Origin of the sequence: Shinella zoogloeoides (assembly GCF_030733845.1) — a bacterium.
GTDB classification, from domain to species: Bacteria; Pseudomonadota; Alphaproteobacteria; order Rhizobiales; family Rhizobiaceae; genus Shinella; species Shinella zoogloeoides_C.
The window spans coordinates 1,170,122-1,185,972 of record NZ_CP132311.1 but is presented as its reverse complement, the minus strand read 5'-3'; the positions used below and the strand labels follow the sequence as shown (position 1 = coordinate 1,185,972).

Here is a 15,851-nt window from a genome sequence, read left to right as displayed (position 1 = left end):
TGATTTGGGATTGGAACCGCGAATGGGTTTCGCAACGATCAACAAGGGCATGCTGCTCGCGCTGGCGCTCATCGCACCCGTCGTCTCGGGCTGCGGTGGCTATCGCCCCGCCCCCAAGGCCTTCCACGAGGCGACCATTCAGCCCTACAGGCTGGACAGCGGCGATCGCCTGCGCATCACCGTCTTCGAGCAGACCGGCCTCAGCAATACCTACACGATCGACCAGGCCGGCTATGTCGCCTTCCCGCTCATCGGCGCGGTGCCGGCGCGCGGTCAGACGATTCAGGAGCTGGAAAGCATCATCGCGGCGAAGCTGCGGCAGGGCTATCTGCGCGATCCGGATGTCTCCATCGAGGTCGACCGCTACCGCTCCATCTACGTCATGGGCGAAGTCGGCCAGGCCGGGCAGTACAGCTACGTCGCCGGCATGACGATCCAGAATGCCATCGCGGTTGCCGGCGGCTTCTCACCGCGCGCCAACCAGCGCGACGTCGACGTGACCCGCAAGATCAATGGAAAGATCATCACCGGCCGCGTCTCCATCTCCGATCCGATCCTCGCCGGCGACACCATCTATGTTCGCGAACGGCTCTTCTGACCATCATGGTGGACGATGGGCCGCTGCGCATCATTCATTGCTTTCGCTCTCCCATCGGCGGGATTTTCCGCCATGTGCGCGACCTTGCCGAGTTCCACTTCAAGGCGGGCCATGACGTCGGCATCATCTGCGACAGCCTCACGGGCGGCTCGTTCGAGGATTCACTTTTCGACGAGATTCGCCCCTATCTTCCGCTCGGCCTCGTGCGCCTGCCGATCAGCCGGTCGATCAGCCCGCGCGACGTGGGCGCCTTTCGGGAAAGTTATCGTGAAATAAAAGGTTTGCGGCCGGATGTGCTGCACGGGCACGGCGCCAAGGGTGGCGCCATTGCCCGGCTCATCGGCTCAGCCCTGCGGGTCAACAGGTATCGCGTAGCCCGCCTCTATTCGCCGCATGGCGGCAGCCTGCACTACACCAACCGCACGGCCGCAGGACTGACGATCCTGACGGCCGAGCGGATCCTGGAACGGCTGGGCGATGCGCTCACCTTCGTCTGCGACTACGAGAAGGATGCCTATATCGCCCGCGTCGGCCGGCCGCATGTGCGGGCCGAGCGCATCTACAACGGCATCCACGACCGCGATTTCGAGACGGTCTATCCGCGTGAGGACGCGGTAGACTTCCTCTATATCGGCATGCTGCGCGACCTGAAGGGACCGGACGTCTTCATCGACGCCTTCGCCCGCACCGAACGCCTCGTCGGCCGCCCGCTTTCGGCGCTGATGGTGGGCGACGGACCGGACAAGGAGAAGTACGAGCAGATGATGCTCCGGCTCGGCCTCGGCCGGCGCATCGGGCTCATGCCGTCGATGAAGGCGCGCGACGCCTTCGCCCTCACCCGCAACGTGGTCGTCCCCTCCCGCGCCGAGGCGATGCCCTATATCGTCCTCGAAGCCCTTGCCGCGCGCAAGCCGGTCATTGCCAGCCGCGTCGGCGGCATTCCCGAAATCCTCGGGCGCGAGAGCATCGCGCTGACGGAGCCCGGCGACGCCCAGTCGCTCGCCACCGTCATGGCGCAGGCCGTCAGCGACCCGGCCTGGCTGCGCAAGGTCATGCCGGAACCCGCCGCCTTCAAGGAAGTCTTCTCCGCCTCCGCCATGTCAGGCTCGCTGCTCCACCTCTACCGCGATCTCCTGGCCGGGCAGAATGGCGGGAAGCGATACACTTCCTGAGAACTGCCCCACCTGCCCCCGTAAACGTTTCTTAGGGGCTTCATGCTATGCCGGGGGAAAGCCTCCACAGGTGCGTGCCATGAACCATGTCGACAAATCCGAATCCTTCGATCCCGAAGCCTTCCGGCGCAAGGTCTCGGAAACCCGGGCGGGTGCGTCCTCGGACGGCGCGGAGGACACGGTCGTCGAGCTCAACCCGCTCGCCCAGAAGATCGCGCAGCAGTTCCGCGAGGATACCTATTCGCCGGCCATGATCACCGGCCTGCTCCGCCTCGGCGAATTCGCGGCGCTGGTGGCCATCGGTTATTCCATCCACGCGGCCTATGTCGGCATCGGCATGACCATGCTCTATATCGCCGTGCTGGTCGGCGGCGCGGCGATCGGCGTGCTGCTGCTCCAGCTTGCCGATGCCTATCAGGTTCCCGCGCTCCGCTCGCCGCTGCGCATGACGCCGCGCATCCTCGCCGCCTGGGCCATAGCCTTTGCCGCCATGGCGCTCGTGCTCTTCTTCTTCAAGTCCGGCGATCACTATTCCCGCGTCTGGTTCGCCTCCTGGTTCGCGGCGGGCGCCGTCTACCTCGTCGTCGAACGCCAGGTGATCGCCTATGCGATCCGCCGCTGGGCCCGCAACGGCACGATGGAACGGCGCGCCGTCATCGTCGGGGGCGGCGAGCCGGCCAAGGAGCTCATCCGCACGCTCGAGCACCAGCCGGAAAACGACATCCGCATCTGCGGCATCTTCGACGACCGCGACGAGCGCCGCTCGCCCTCGATCATCGCCGGCTATCCCAAGCTCGGCAATGTCGCCGAACTGGTCGAGTTCGCCCGCCTGGCGCGCATCGATATGCTGATCATCTCGCTGCCGCTGTCGGCCGAGACGCGCATCCTGACGCTGCTCAAGAAGCTCTGGGTTCTGCCGGTGGACATTCGTCTCGCCGCCCATGCCAAGGGCCTGCGCTTCCGCCCGCGCAGCTATTCCCAGGTCGGCAGCCTGCCGATGCTAGACATTTTCGACAAGCCGATCGCCGACTGGGACAATGTCGCCAAGCGCATCTTCGACATCTTCTTCAGCGTCGTGGCGCTCCTCCTGCTCTGGCCGGTGCTGATCGGCGCGGCGATCGCGGTGAAGCTTTCCTCGCCCGGCCCGATCCTCTTCATGCAGAAGCGCCACGGCTTCAACAACGAGATCATCCAGGTTTACAAGTTCCGCTCGATGTACACGCATCTTTCCGATCCGACGGCGCGCGCCGCGGTGACGAAGGGCGACCCGCGCGTGACCCGCGTCGGCCGCTTCCTGCGCAAGTCCTCGATCGACGAGCTGCCGCAACTCTTCAACGTGCTGAAGGGAGAGCTCTCCCTCGTCGGCCCGCGCCCGCACGCCATCGAGGCCCGCTCGCACGACCGCAAATATGTCGACGTCGTCGACGGCTATTTCGCCCGCCACCGCGTGAAACCGGGCGTCACCGGCTGGGCGCAGATCAACGGCTGGCGCGGCGAGATCGACCATGACGACAAGATCCGCTTCCGCACCGAGTTCGACCTCTACTATATCGAGAACTGGTCACTCTGGCTGGACCTGAAGATCCTGTTCCTGACGCCGATCCGTCTGCTCAATACGGAAAACGCCTATTGAGCGACGCGGCCCTCCCCTACGTCCCGCCCTTTCGGCCGCAGCTCGCGGCCCTCGGCATCCTCGGCTCCCTGCTGGTCTTCGTGGGCGTGTTCCTGTCAGGCTTCGTCATCAGCGAACCGGCACCCTACGAACTCTTCATGGCGGGCCTCATCGGCCTCTGGGCGATCGTGGGCCTGCGCATCTCGCGCGGCATCGCGCCGCTGCTCGTGCTGCTCCTGCTCTTCAATGTGGGCGGCATGCTCTCGCTGACGGTGATGAAGGATCTCTCGGGCGGGCCGATCTACGTCGCCGTCTCGCTGTTCCTGGCGCTGTCCAGCGTGTTCTTCGCCGCCATCGTGGAGGCGAAGCCGACGCGGCTCGAACTCATCTTCAAGGCCTGGGTGGCGAGCGCCCTCATCACCGCGATGCTCGGCATCCTCGGCTATTTCCACGCCTTTCCCGGCGCCGAGGCCTTCACGCTTTACGATCGCGCCAAGGGCGCCTTCCAGGACCCCAACGTCTTCGGCCCCTTCCTCATCGCGCCCTCGCTCTACCTGATGCACGGCCTGCTTTCGGGCCGCATTCTCGGCGCGCCGCTGAAGGTGGTCGGCGTGCTGATCCTGGCGCTCGGCGTCTTCCTGTCCTTCTCGCGCGCGGCCTGGGCGCTCTATCTCTTCTGCGTCGTGGCGCTCGTCTTCGTCATGCTGCTCAAGGAGCGCACCGGCGCCTTCCGGCTGAAAATCCTCGTTCTCAGCCTCCTGGCCGCCGCCCTCCTGATCGTCGCGCTGATCGTCGCGCTGCAGTTCGACAAGGTGGCCGATCTCTTCTCCAGCCGAACCCAGCTCGTGCAGGACTATGACGGCGGCCATCTCGGCCGCTTCGAGCGCCATCGCATCGGTTTCCTGATGGCCATGGAACGGCCGCTCGGCATCGGCCCCATGGTGTTCAGCACGATGTTTCCGGAAGACGAGCACAACATCTACCTGAAATCGCTGACCACCTATGGCTGGCTCGGCTTTGCCTGCTACCTCGTCCTGATGGCATGGACGCTTGCCGCCGCCTTCAGGAACCTCCTGCGCGACCGGCCCTGGCAGCCCTTCCTGATGATCGCCTTCATCACGCTCTTCGGCCATAGCGCGATCGGCTTCGTCATCGATACCGACCACTGGCGCCACTTCTATCTGTTGCTGGGCGTCGTATGGGGCTGTCTCGCGCTGGAGCGGCGCCACAACCGGCTGATCAAGATGGGCACCCACCCGCGATGAGCCCCTCGACAGACCGAAACGTGCGGCAGTTGCGCCTCATGGAGGTGCTGGAGCCGAGCGGCGGCGGGTCCGGCCGCCACTTCATCGATCTCTGTCGCGGCATGCAGGCGCGCGGCCATATCGTCCATGCCGTCTATTCGCCGGTGCGGGCGGAGGCGCGTTTCGTGGACGAACTCGCTTCGCTCGGGCTTGCCGGCATGCATGCCGTCGCCATGGCGCGGCGGCCCGGCTTTTCGGATTTCGGCACCTGGTGGGCGCTTCGTACCGTCATGCGCCGCACTGGCCCCTTCGACATCATCCACGGCCACAGTTCCAAGGCGGGCGCGCTTTTACGCATCCGCCTGCCCGGCCGGCATGTGCCGCGGGTCTATACGCCGCACGCCTTCCGCACCATGGATCCCGGTCTCGGCATCGTCGGGCGCAAGGTCTACGGCTCGATCGAGAAACTGCTTGCCCGCTCCTTCACGGATCGGCTGATCTGCGTTTCGGCTGACGAATACGCCCATGCCCGCGCGCTCGGCATGGCACGCGAGCGGCTGGCCATCGTCGTCAATGGCGTCGATACGCCGCCATCCGATTCCGGCGCTGCGATCCGTGCTGCCCTCGGCATACCGCAAAGCGCCCTGCTCTTCGGCTTCGTCGGCCGCCTCAGCCACCAGAAGGCGCCGGAGCGCCTCGTGGCGGCCTTCGAACTCCTTGCCGACCGCGTGCCGCATGCCCACCTGCTGATGATCGGCACCGGCGAAATGCAAAGCGCCGTCCATCGCCAGATCGAGGCCAGCGACCACGCATCCCGTATCCACCTCACCGCGCGCTTTACCGGCCCACAGGCGATGGCGGCGATCGACGCGCTCGTCGTGCCCAGCCGCTACGAGGCGATGTCCTATGCCATGCTGGAAGCGGCCGCTGCCGGAAAACCCTTGGTTCTGTCCGATGTCGGCGGCGCCTCCACGGTGCTGAAGGATGGCGAGAACGGCCTTCTGGTGGAAAATGCCGACGACCCCGCGCATTTTGCCGGCGCCATGCTGCGGCTCTGCGATCCCGATCGCCTCGCCCGCCACGCCGCCGCGGCTCGCGCGCGAAGCCTGGACTACAGCCTGGAGCGCATGATCAGCGAGACGGAAGCCATCTACCGCGGGCTGGTCGCATAATAGAAAGGCCGCCCCTTCCCGCGAAGAGACGGCCCTCGAAAACCGTATGGCTTGATGCTACCGCCTGATCGCCCGCGCCAGCGCGATCAATATGCAGGCGCCGATGAAGCCGGCGACGAGATAGCCGAGCCAGCCGCCGAGCGATACGCCGATTAGCCCCAGCAAAAGGTTGGCCACGGCCGCGCCGATGATGCCGAGCACGATGTTCATCAGCACGCCCATATTGCTCTTCATGAACATCTCGGCGAGCCAACCGGCGACACCGCCGATGATGATGGCCGCGATCCAGCCGATACCTGCGTCTTCCATGCGTGTCTCCTCAAGCTCCAGGTGACCGGCGCGAGCGGCCGGCGGCGAGGAAACGCAAAAAGGCGCGTAAAGTTCCATGAGGGAACTTCGGCATATGTCAGGGAGGAGAGAAAATGGTCGGAATGGCGGGATTCGAACCCACGACCCCTTGACCCCCAGTCAAGTGCGCTACCGGGCTGCGCTACATTCCGGACCGCGCAAACCTCTATATTCTCGGGCATTTGGACGCAAGCCCCGTTTTGGGGAAATGAGAACGAATTGGCAAAAAAGTTGGGCTGGTGGGACTTTCCCGACGAGAAGTCCCACCAAAAGTCCCACCGAATGTTCGTAGAAAGTTCACGTACAGGTTACCTTTTTTCTGAACGTTTTGATGCCTGTTGAGAGGTGAGCAAAGAGCGCTGCGGTACCGAACTGGCAATCAAGCCATGAAGCTTTAGCGTCTTGAGGTGGATTTAACCTACAGTGTTCTATCGAAGAACCTGCATCGCGGCTGCGATCAGATCACAGAACCTCGAACTTCAGGTATCGATATGGAACCTGTATCATCCACCAACTCATATCCCGGCGAGAATGCCAGCGCCTTTGCAATCGTCCAACTCGGCAATGCCTATTACAATGCCGCAATGGAACTCTTTAAACACGCGAGCGCGCCCGATCCATTGTCATTTGCGCCAGCACGGCTTTGCGCCATTCACGCCATCGAGCTTTATCTAAACGCTGTCCTGCGGCATGAGGGAGTAGCACCTTCGCAGATACGCGGGCGGATGCATAACCTCGCAGACCCAACTTTCTTCACGCGGCTCAAGCTTCGCAAGAAAACTGCCGATCACCTTCAAGCGCTAACGGAACGTCGGGAATACCTGATCGCTCGCTATGCACCAGAGCAGGCGTCACAGCACACCGAACTCAACCGCCTGACGGCAACGCTGGTCGAGGTCATGATGAAGGCGGGCCATTATGTCAGTAACCCATAGGAGGCGGTAGCGGACGATTTCTGCTTTGCCGCTAGGCACCGGAGACCTATGATCAGATGTTCTTCATCTGGCACACCGGCGATATAGACGAGTACCGCAAGGTGGATAGAGTGACCCTCATCGGGCCGCAGAGGCTTCGCGTACGGTTCTCAACACCGGTCTGGCATCTTGGCTGCGTGAGAAGGTTTCATAGCCGATACTGTTATCTCGCGACTTGGTTGTGAGCATTGACGCCGCAAAGGCTTTGAGGAGGATGGTCGGCGTGACAGGGGTGAAACTGAGACGCCTACGATGTCAATTTAGAGATGTGATTATCGCCACGTTCTTCTGCGGTGAGATAAGTTAAGTTAATTCAGATGGTTGCTTCCAATATCCGTTCTCCGGTGGAGTACGTCAAATGACAGCTTTGTATGTGGCTTGGTGGCGGTATGTCGGTAACTTGTCGTTCGATCTGGCACCAAGTGGCACCATTGAAGTCTGGCGCGCCATCTTGCAACCTGTTGCACGCAATTTTCGGATTTGCGCTATCTCCATTGTCAAGCATTAAGCTTCACCTTCAGCGCGTTCTTGACCTCCTGGTACAGGGTTGTGACATTTTGATGCCGAAGCTGGACAGTTACTGCGGAACGCTGCTCGACGATTTCCGCCGGTGCCCAACCTCTCGAACAGCTCGGTCTCATCTGGGATAAATCTCAATAACAGAGCCGAAAATAACACCTGGCGCTGGACAAAAGTTAACGGCCTCGTGCAAGGATTGCGGCCACGGGGGCGGATATGGTTGCATCACTGAACTTTGATTTTCTTGCGGCGCATGACAATCGACTTGTGACACTGGGCGGGCTCGCTGAACAGTATTTCAGCGGCGATCCATCGACGGCAATTGTCAAGCTCCGCCAATTCGCCGAACTCATGGCGAAGTTGATCGCCGCTCGCCATGCCTCCTACCGTAACGAGCGAGAGACCTTTGACGAAACCTTGCGGCGGCTGTCCTACGAACGGATCATCCCAAAGGAGGTTGCCGACGTTTTCCATACTCTGCGCAAAGCGGGCAACACCGCCGTTCACGAGGCCAAGGGCGATCACGCCAACGCGCTGACCTCGCTCAAGTTCGCCCGGTCGCTCGGCGTCTGGTTCCATCGCACATACGGAAAGCAACCCGGCTTCACTCCCGGCGCCTTTGTTCCGCCTCGCGAGCCTGTCGATGCCACGGCGCCACTGCGCCGGGAGATCGATGCGCTGCGGCGCAAGGTGGTCGAAAGTGACGACGCCGCCACCGCTGCTCGCCTTGAGGCCGAGGAGCAGGCTCGCGCCCGTGAGACAGTCGAGGAACGGTTGCAGCGCGAGGCGGAGGAGCGAGCGATCTGGGAACAGCTTGCCCAGGAGAGCGCGGCGGAGAAGGAGGCCATCGCTGCCAAGCTCGCAGGTATTCAGGCAGCGGCGGAAGCTGCCCCCCGCGTCGAGGTGCAGGAGCTTGTCGAACGCGGTGAGCAGGCAGCCGCGAAGATCGACCTCGATGAGAGCCAGACCCGCGCCCTGATCGATCAGCAGCTTCGAGATCGTGGCTGGGAAGCGGACACCAAAACGCTGCGCTACAGCGCCGGTGTACGTCCCGCCAAGGGGCGCAACATGGCGATTGCCGAATGGCCCACAGCTAGCGGTCCTGCCGACTACGCGCTTTTCGTAGGCACTATGCTGGTGGGCGTCGTTGAGGCGAAGCGCCGCCGCAAGAATGTCTCCGCCGCCATCGACCAGGCCGAACGCTATTCGGTCGGGATCAGGGACAGCTCAGACTTTGTGTCGGCGGGTGGACCCTGGGGGGAGCATCGGGTCCCTTGCGTCTTCGCCGCCAATGGCCGCTCCTATCTGAAGCAGATCGAGACCGAAAGCGGTATCTGGTTTCGCGATACCCGGCGCAGCGCCAATCATCGCCGTGCGCTGGTGGACTGGTTGACGCCGGATGGCATAGCGCGGCTTTTGGAGATCGATCTCGACACGGCCACTGCCACACTCAAAACAAAGCCATTCGAGTTTGGTTTTCCTCTGCGCTCGTATCAGGAAACGGCGATCCGTGCCGTGGAGGCCGCACTGTCTGCCGAACAGCGGTCCATGCTGGTTGCGATGGCGACCGGCACCGGCAAGACCAAGCTCGCCATCGCCATGCTCTACCGGCTGCTGTCAGCCAAACGCTTCCGCCGTATCTGCTTCGTCGTGGATCGCAGTGCCCTCGGCCACCAGACCGAAGGTGAATTCTCGACCACCAAGGTCGTATCAGGCAAGACCTTCGCCGAGATTTTCGGCCTCAAGGGACTGGAAGACGTTACGCCCGATCTGGAAACCAAAGTTCATATCTGCACGATCCAGGGGCTGGTGAAGCGTGTCCTCTTCGCCGCCGACACCTCGGAGGCTCCACCCGTCGACCAGTATGACCTAATGGTCATTGATGAGTGCCATCGCGGCTATCTGCTTGACCGGGAGATGTCGGACGCCGAAATGAGCTTCCGGGGGCAGGACGACTATATCTCCAAGTATCGCCGGGTGCTCGAATACTTCGACGCCGTGAAGATCGGCCTGACGGCGACGCCAGCCCTGCACACCACCGACATTTTCGGCGAGCCGATCTTCCGCTATTCCTATCGCGAGGCTGTCATCGACGGCCATCTGATCGACCACGAGCCGCCGATCCGCATCGAAACCGCGCTCGCCCGGTCGGGCATCGATTTTGCTGGAGGCGAGCAGGTCGAGTATCTTGTGCCGGAAACCGGCGAGATCAACACAGCAACGCTGCCGGACGAAATCCACTTTGAGGTGGAGCAGTTCAACAAACAGGTGATTACGCCGGAGTTTAACCGTGTGGTCGCCGAAGAGCTAGCCAGGCACATCGACCCGGCGCTGCCTGGCAAGACACTGATCTTCGCTGCTACCGATGCCCACGCCGACATGGTGGTCAATGCGATCAAGAAGGCGTTCAGCGACGCCTACGGCGAGATCGACGATGCGGCGGTGAAGAAGATCACCGGCAGCGTCGATAAGGTGCAGACCCTGATCCGCTCGTTCCGCAACGACGCCAATCCGCAGATCGTTGTCACCGTCGATCTTCTGACCACCGGCGTCGATATACCGAAGATCACCAACCTTGTCTTCCTGCGCCGGGTTAATAGCCGCATCCTCTACGAACAGATGATCGGGCGAGCGACGCGGCAATGCCCGGAGATTGGCAAGGAGGTGTTCCGCATCTTCGACGCCGTCGACCTTTATCCGCATCTGCAAGGTCTAACGGATATGAAGCCGATTGTCGTCAACCCGTCGATTAGCTTCGAGCAGCTTGTCCGCGAGATGGTCGAGGCGACCGACGATCACCAGCGGGAGGCAATCCGCGAGCAGATGGCCGTAAAACTTCGTCGCCGTCTCAAGAAACTGCCCGAGGATGCGCGGCAGCGGTTTGAGGCTGTCGCGGGCGAAACGCCGGAAGCGATGTTGCAGCGGTTGCTGGCTGGCGACGCGCCGGCACTTTCCGCCTGGTTGACAGACCGCGCTGCCATTGGCCCGATCCTCGATTGGCAGGGCGATGACGGCAATCCGCGTATTGTGCCGATCTCGCCGCACAGCGATGAAGTTGTTGCTGTAACGCGAGGTTATGGCGAAGCTGAGAAGCCCGAAGACTTCCTCGATAGTTTCACCGCCTTCGTCCACGACAACGTGAACAGCATCGCCGCGCTCAAGCTGGTGGTGACGCGCCCCCGCGATCTCACTCGCGCAGATCTGAAGGAGCTGCGCCTGGCGCTCGACCGCAGGGGCTATTCGGAAGCCAATCTGCGTCGTGCCTGGGCGGATGCGAAGAACGAGGAGATCGCCGCCTCGATCATCGGCTTCGTGCGTCAGGCGGCGATTGGCGATCCGCTGACCCCGTACGAGGATCGCGTCAGATCGGCGATGCGCTCGATTATGGCGAGCCGCTCGTGGACCGATCCGCAAAAACGCTGGCTGTCGCGGATCGGTGAGCAGATCGAAAAAGAAGTGATTGTCGACCGCGAGGCCATCGACAAGGAGCCGTTCATCGCCGATGGAGGGTTCAACCGTCTCAACAAGGTGTTCGGCGGGGAGCTTGAAAACATCCTTGCCGGGATCAATGAAGAAATGTGGAAGAAGACCGCCTGATGACAACCACCACCGACATCGTTGCCAAGCTTTGGGGCCTCTGCAATGTCCTGCGTGACGATGGCGTCACCTACAACGAGTACGTGACCGAGCTGACCTACCTGCTGTTCCTGAAGATGTTGGAGGAGACGGGGCGCGAGGATCGGCTGCCTGACGGCTATCGCTGGGGCATCCTCGCCAAGCGCGAGGGCGTGGAGCAGCTCAACTATTACAAGGCGATGCTGCTCGATCTCGGCAAGGCCAGGGACGGCCTGATCAGCGCGATCTTCACCGATGCGCAGACGCGGCTTCGGAAGCCGACCAACCTCAAGGCGCTGACTTCCAACATTGACCAACTTGACTGGTTCTCCGCCCGCGAGGAAGGGCTCGGCAATCTCTATGAAGGGCTGCTGGAGAAGAATGCCGCCGACAAGAAATCCGGCGCGGGGCAGTATTTTACGCCGCGACCGCTGATCGATTGCATCGTTCGGCTGATGCAGCCGCAGCCCGGAGAGGTCGTGCAGGACCCGGCAGCGGGCACGGCGGGCTTCCTCGTCGCCGCAGACCGCTTCATCAAGGATCACACCGACGATCTTTACAAGCTCTCGCCCGAGCAGGCGCACTTCCAGCGCAACAATGCCTTCGTCGGCGGTGAGCTTGTGCCGGACACGCATCGGCTCTGCATGATGAACCTGCTGCTGCACGGCGTCGAGGGCGGCGTGGTGAACATCGACACGCTGTCGCCGGATGGCGAGGCATTGCCCAAGGCCGATCTGATCCTGACCAATCCGCCGTTCGGCACCAAAAAGGGCGGCGGTCGCCCAACCCGTTCCGACTTCTCGGTGACGGCGGACACATCGAACAAGCAGCTTGCCTTCGTCGAGCACATCGTCCGCGCCCTCAAAGCCGGTGGCCGCGCTGCTGTGGTCGTGCCGGACAATGTGCTGTTCGAGGACAATACCGGGCGGCGTCTGCGTACCTGGTTGATGGAGCTTTGCGACCTGCACACGATCCTGCGCCTGCCGACTGGCATCTTCTATGCACAGGGCGTCAAGACCAACGTGCTGTTCTTCCAGCGCGGTAAGACCGACAAGGGCAATACCAGCGTCGTGTGGGTCTATGACATGCGGGCCAACATGCCTGCCTTCGGCAAGACCCGCCCGCTGACCGTGGCCGACTTCGCCGAGTTCGAGACCGCCTATGGTTCCGATCCGAACGGCAGGGCCGGGCGGAAGGATGAGGCCGAGGATAGCCGCTGGCGCATGTTTACCCGAGAAGCGATCACCGCCCGCAACGACAATCTCGACATCGCATGGCTGCGCGATACCGAGGCCGAAGCCGAGGAGGCGCTGACCGAGCCGGAGGACATCGCGGCCGCCATCATCGGCCACCTCAAGGCCGCTCTTGAAGAGATCGAGGCACTGTCGGAGGAAATCGAGCCGGATAGCGTCGAGGAGGCCGCTGCCATCGCGGAGGCGGCTGAATGAGTAAGCTGCCACAAGGCTGGGCCGAAGCCACGATTGAAGATGTGACCGAGTATGTTCAGCGAGGCAAGTCCCCAAAATACGCGTCCCATAGCGATCTCCCGGTGATAAACCAGAAGTGCGTTCGCTGGACCGGTGTTAATGAGGCTTACCTCAAGTATGTTGACGCGTCTCAGTGGGCATCGTGGACGGCAGAGCGTTTCTTAGTTGACGGTGACATTCTCTGGAACTCAACCGGCACCGGAACGATAGGTCGTGCTGCGATTTTCCGGCCACTAGTGACGGCCCCACGTGCCGTTGCAGATAGCCATGTTACGATTGTTCGGACGAACCCAGCGACATTGCCTGAGTACCTACACCGGCTTATCCAATCGCCATTAGTCCAGTCGAAGCTCGATGAGATGCAGTCCGGCTCGACCAATCAGGTTGAATTAAGCAAATCCGAAGTCCTAGAGACCCTCGTTCCCCTCCCACCACTCCCCGAACAGCGGCGGATTGTGGCGAAGATCGACAGCCTCAGCGGCAAATCCAGACGGGCCCGCGATCACCTCGACCACATCCCCCGCCTCGTCGAGAAGTACAAGCAGGCCGTGCTCGCGGCAGCTTTCAATTCCGTTGAAATGGCGGAGTGGCGGCAGGTTCAACTCGAAAATGTTTTGACGGATGCGCTGATAGGGCTTGTTCGCGGGAAGAGCGATCAGTCAACCATTCATGGCGTGCCCTACATTCGAATGAACCACTACGATCTAGATGGTCGGTGGAATGACGATGATCTCACGCTAGTAAATGCCGACGCCGCAGAAATGGCCCGATACGAGCTGCGCGACGGCGATCTGCTGTTCAATACTCGCAATAGTTTTGAACTTGTCGGAAAGGTGGCGATCTGGAGCGGCAGGCCATCAGGCTATCTGTACAACAACAATCTACTCAGGCTTCGCTTCAGATCGGAGGTCATCCCGGCTTTTGCTTTCTACCAGATGATCTCTCCGCAGTTTCGGGCATACCTTCACTCGCAGAAAAGCGCGACGACGAGTGTGTGTGCGATCTACCAGCGAAGCATTATGGCCGCGCCGTGGGCCTATCCTGATGCAGATCGACAATTGGAAGTCGCCAATTGGATTGAGGGTGCGTTCTCGAAGATCGACCGCCTCGCCTCCGAGGTGACCAGCGCCGGCAGGCTGATCGACCGTCTCGATCAGGCCGTTCTCGCCAAGGCCTTCCGGGGCGAACTCGTGCCGCAAGACCCCGAGGACGAACCCGCCAACGTGTTACTGGATCGGATCAGGGCTGAGCGCGGAGCCGCACCGAAGTTGAAGCGCGGCCGGCAGGCCAAGGCGACATGAAGGTCTTCATTGCTAATTTCGGACGCGAGAATTATGCGTGGCCCGACTGTCTGGCTCGCGGCACCATCGCGACGACGAATGATGTCGCAGTGCAAGGTTTTTGGGAGGCGGGCGACCGCGAGAGCTATATTCAGAACCGTATGAAGTTGCACAAGACGGCGGCGGGAAAAACGCCGACCCGTCCGGTTGCCTCTCGATGGTTCAATCTGATGACGACAATCGTTGAGAGTGAAGGCGACATCTGGCTACACCGGGAGAAGGATCAACTCTGGTGGACAACCTCGCGACCCGATCCTGCGACCTTCGAGCCGCTGAAGGAGACTGTCGGAGATCGTCGCGACGTAATCATCTGCCACAAGCCGTGCCAACCCTGGTCGAACAAGAGCCGTAAAGGTAACCGGCTCGAATGGGCTGGGCTGCACCCCAAGGCGCAGGAGTTCCTGTTTACCGAAGGGACGCTCCAGCAGCTGAAGCCCGACAATGCCGAGTACGCCCTGGCACTGATCGATGGCGACGATATCAACCCATGGCATTCCCGGCTAGATTGGAAAGCAAAGGTCGAACGGCGCAAGAAGAACCCCGGCACCACATTCAACGCTCGCCAAAAAGCGATCTGGCGCATGGCGGCAACCGCGAAGGGCACAGTCGATTTCGCCAACGGCCAACAGGTGTTGAGGACCGTCAAGAACAAGGACCTTCTTATCCCTGAGCATGAGTTGATGCCGTTTCTCGACGCTCTTCTCACCGAACAGGACGGCCTCTGCGCCATCACGAACCTCCGTCTCCAGTATGATGGTGACGAGGATGACAGGGAAATGCTGTGCTCACTCGACAGGATCGACAGTAGCGGCCACTATGAGAAGGACAACTTGCAAATTGTGTGTCGGTTCGTAAATCGATGGAAGAACAGCAGCGATGACAGCGAGTTCCGTAGGTTAATCCGCGTCGTGCGAGGTGAACCTGACGGTGAAGAGAACGCCGATCATTGATACAAACGTTGAATTTCACAACCTCGTGGAGACGTGGAATTCAGGTCTAGGTAGAAATATCCTCGGTTATGATCAATGGTTTAGTTGAGGTGTGCTGATCCTGAACCAGCATTTATCTGGTTCATTTTGAGCGTTTGACTATCTAAAATAAACCGCCATTATGGAAACCACCCTAACTAAACCGAAGAGGTTTCCATGCTCGCCCGAGCTTATCTCCGCGCGTCAACTGATGAACAGGACGCTACCCGCGCACGCGCTCAGCTTGAGGCGTTTGCAGAAGAGCGGGGCCTAATTATTGCATCTACATATGTGGAGAACGAAAGCGGCGCGAAACTCGCCCGTCCCGAACTGTTCCGTCTTCTATCGGATGCCCGGCCCGGCGACATCCTTCTAATCGAGCAGGTGGATCGCCTGTCGCGTCTAACTGCATCGGACTGGCAGAACCTTCGAGGAGAACTCGACGCCCGGCAGGTGCGAGTGGTCGCTCTTGATCTTCCTACATCATGGATGTTGGCAGCGCCTTCCGACGATTTCACCGGAAGGATGTTCAGCGCTATCAATTCCATGATGTTGGATGTCCTCGCTGCCGTAGCTCGAAAGGATTACGACGATCGTCGGTGCCGACAGGCGCAAGGGCAAGCTAAAGCCAAGGCAGAAGGCCGCTATCGTGGCCGCGTCGAGGACGTCAAGCGCAACGCAGGTATTGCCTCCATGCTGAGGGCCGGAATGTCTTGGTCCCAGGTCCAGAGCGTAACAGGTGCATCCCGTGCAACTGTTGCAAAGATCGCGAAGCGTTTAACAGCCTAGAGAACGCGTCAGC

At 61.2% G+C, this 15,851-nt stretch carries 12 protein-coding genes and 1 tRNA gene; 11 read left to right on the top strand and 2 right to left on the bottom strand.

Annotation, left to right across the window (positions count from 1 at the left end; all coding sequences use genetic code 11):
- The first annotated feature begins 22 nt into the window (after window positions 1–22).
- From Q9316_RS06825 to Q9316_RS06805, 5 genes are all read left to right on the top strand, one after another.
- Window positions 23–598 (top strand): polysaccharide biosynthesis/export family protein, encoded by a 576-nt coding sequence (locus Q9316_RS06825; RefSeq protein WP_306034467.1) that lies wholly within the window; start codon window positions 23–25, stop codon window positions 596–598.
- Window positions 599–603: 5 nt separating this feature from the next.
- Window positions 604–1,770: a glycosyltransferase family 4 protein gene (locus Q9316_RS06820; protein ID WP_306034466.1), complete on the top strand. Its 1,167-nt coding sequence runs from the start codon at window positions 604–606 to the stop codon at window positions 1,768–1,770.
- A gap of 79 nt (window positions 1,771–1,849) precedes the next feature.
- The gene (locus tag Q9316_RS06815) at window positions 1,850–3,403 is read left to right on the top strand and encodes an undecaprenyl-phosphate glucose phosphotransferase (RefSeq protein WP_306034465.1); all 1,554 of its coding nucleotides are present in this window, start codon (window positions 1,850–1,852) and stop codon (window positions 3,401–3,403) included.
- Window positions 3,400–4,647, top strand: coding sequence for an O-antigen ligase family protein (locus Q9316_RS06810; RefSeq protein ID WP_306034464.1), 1,248 nt, complete (start codon window positions 3,400–3,402; stop codon window positions 4,645–4,647). Before Q9316_RS06815 ends, Q9316_RS06810 begins: the two co-directional genes overlap by 4 nt.
- Complete coding sequence (locus tag Q9316_RS06805) at window positions 4,644–5,798, top strand: glycosyltransferase (RefSeq protein WP_306034463.1); 1,155 nt, start codon at window positions 4,644–4,646, stop codon at window positions 5,796–5,798. The genes Q9316_RS06810 and Q9316_RS06805 overlap by 4 nt, the downstream gene beginning before the upstream one ends.
- Before the next feature lie 57 nt (window positions 5,799–5,855).
- Here Q9316_RS06805 and Q9316_RS06800 read toward each other — a convergent pair whose 3' ends face one another.
- Together Q9316_RS06800 and Q9316_RS06795 are read right to left on the bottom strand one after the other, a co-directional pair.
- Window positions 5,856–6,107 carry a GlsB/YeaQ/YmgE family stress response membrane protein gene (locus Q9316_RS06800; protein WP_306034462.1) on the bottom strand — a complete coding sequence of 84 codons (252 nt, stop codon included), beginning with the start codon at window positions 6,105–6,107 and terminating at the stop codon, window positions 5,856–5,858.
- 114 nt (window positions 6,108–6,221) lie between these two features.
- Window positions 6,222–6,298, bottom strand: a tRNA-Pro gene (locus Q9316_RS06795).
- A 339-nt stretch (window positions 6,299–6,637) separates the two neighbouring features.
- Here Q9316_RS06795 and Q9316_RS06790 point away from each other — a divergent pair.
- The 6 genes from Q9316_RS06790 (at window position 6,638) to Q9316_RS06765 (ending at window position 15,838) form a co-directional block, all read left to right on the top strand.
- A complete protein-coding gene (locus Q9316_RS06790; RefSeq protein WP_306034461.1) occupies window positions 6,638–7,081 on the top strand; it encodes a hypothetical protein in 444 nt (147 codons plus the stop codon).
- Between the two features lie 774 nt (window positions 7,082–7,855).
- Entirely contained in the window at window positions 7,856–11,236 is a 3,381-nt protein-coding gene (gene hsdR, locus Q9316_RS06785) for a type I restriction-modification system endonuclease (protein ID WP_306034460.1), read from the top strand.
- Window positions 11,236–12,702: a class I SAM-dependent DNA methyltransferase gene (locus tag Q9316_RS06780; protein WP_306034459.1), complete on the top strand. Its 1,467-nt coding sequence runs from the start codon at window positions 11,236–11,238 to the stop codon at window positions 12,700–12,702. The genes hsdR and Q9316_RS06780 overlap by 1 nt, the downstream gene beginning before the upstream one ends.
- The gene (locus tag Q9316_RS06775) at window positions 12,699–14,042 is read left to right on the top strand and encodes a restriction endonuclease subunit S (RefSeq protein ID WP_306034458.1); all 1,344 of its coding nucleotides are present in this window, start codon (window positions 12,699–12,701) and stop codon (window positions 14,040–14,042) included. Before Q9316_RS06780 ends, Q9316_RS06775 begins: the two co-directional genes overlap by 4 nt.
- Complete coding sequence (locus tag Q9316_RS06770) at window positions 14,039–15,031, top strand: hypothetical protein (protein WP_306034457.1); 993 nt, start codon at window positions 14,039–14,041, stop codon at window positions 15,029–15,031. The genes Q9316_RS06775 and Q9316_RS06770 overlap by 4 nt, the downstream gene beginning before the upstream one ends.
- Window positions 15,032–15,226: 195 nt before the next feature.
- Complete coding sequence (locus Q9316_RS06765; RefSeq protein WP_306034456.1) at window positions 15,227–15,838, top strand: recombinase family protein; 612 nt, start codon at window positions 15,227–15,229, stop codon at window positions 15,836–15,838.
- The last annotated feature ends 13 nt before the right edge of the window (window positions 15,839–15,851 follow it).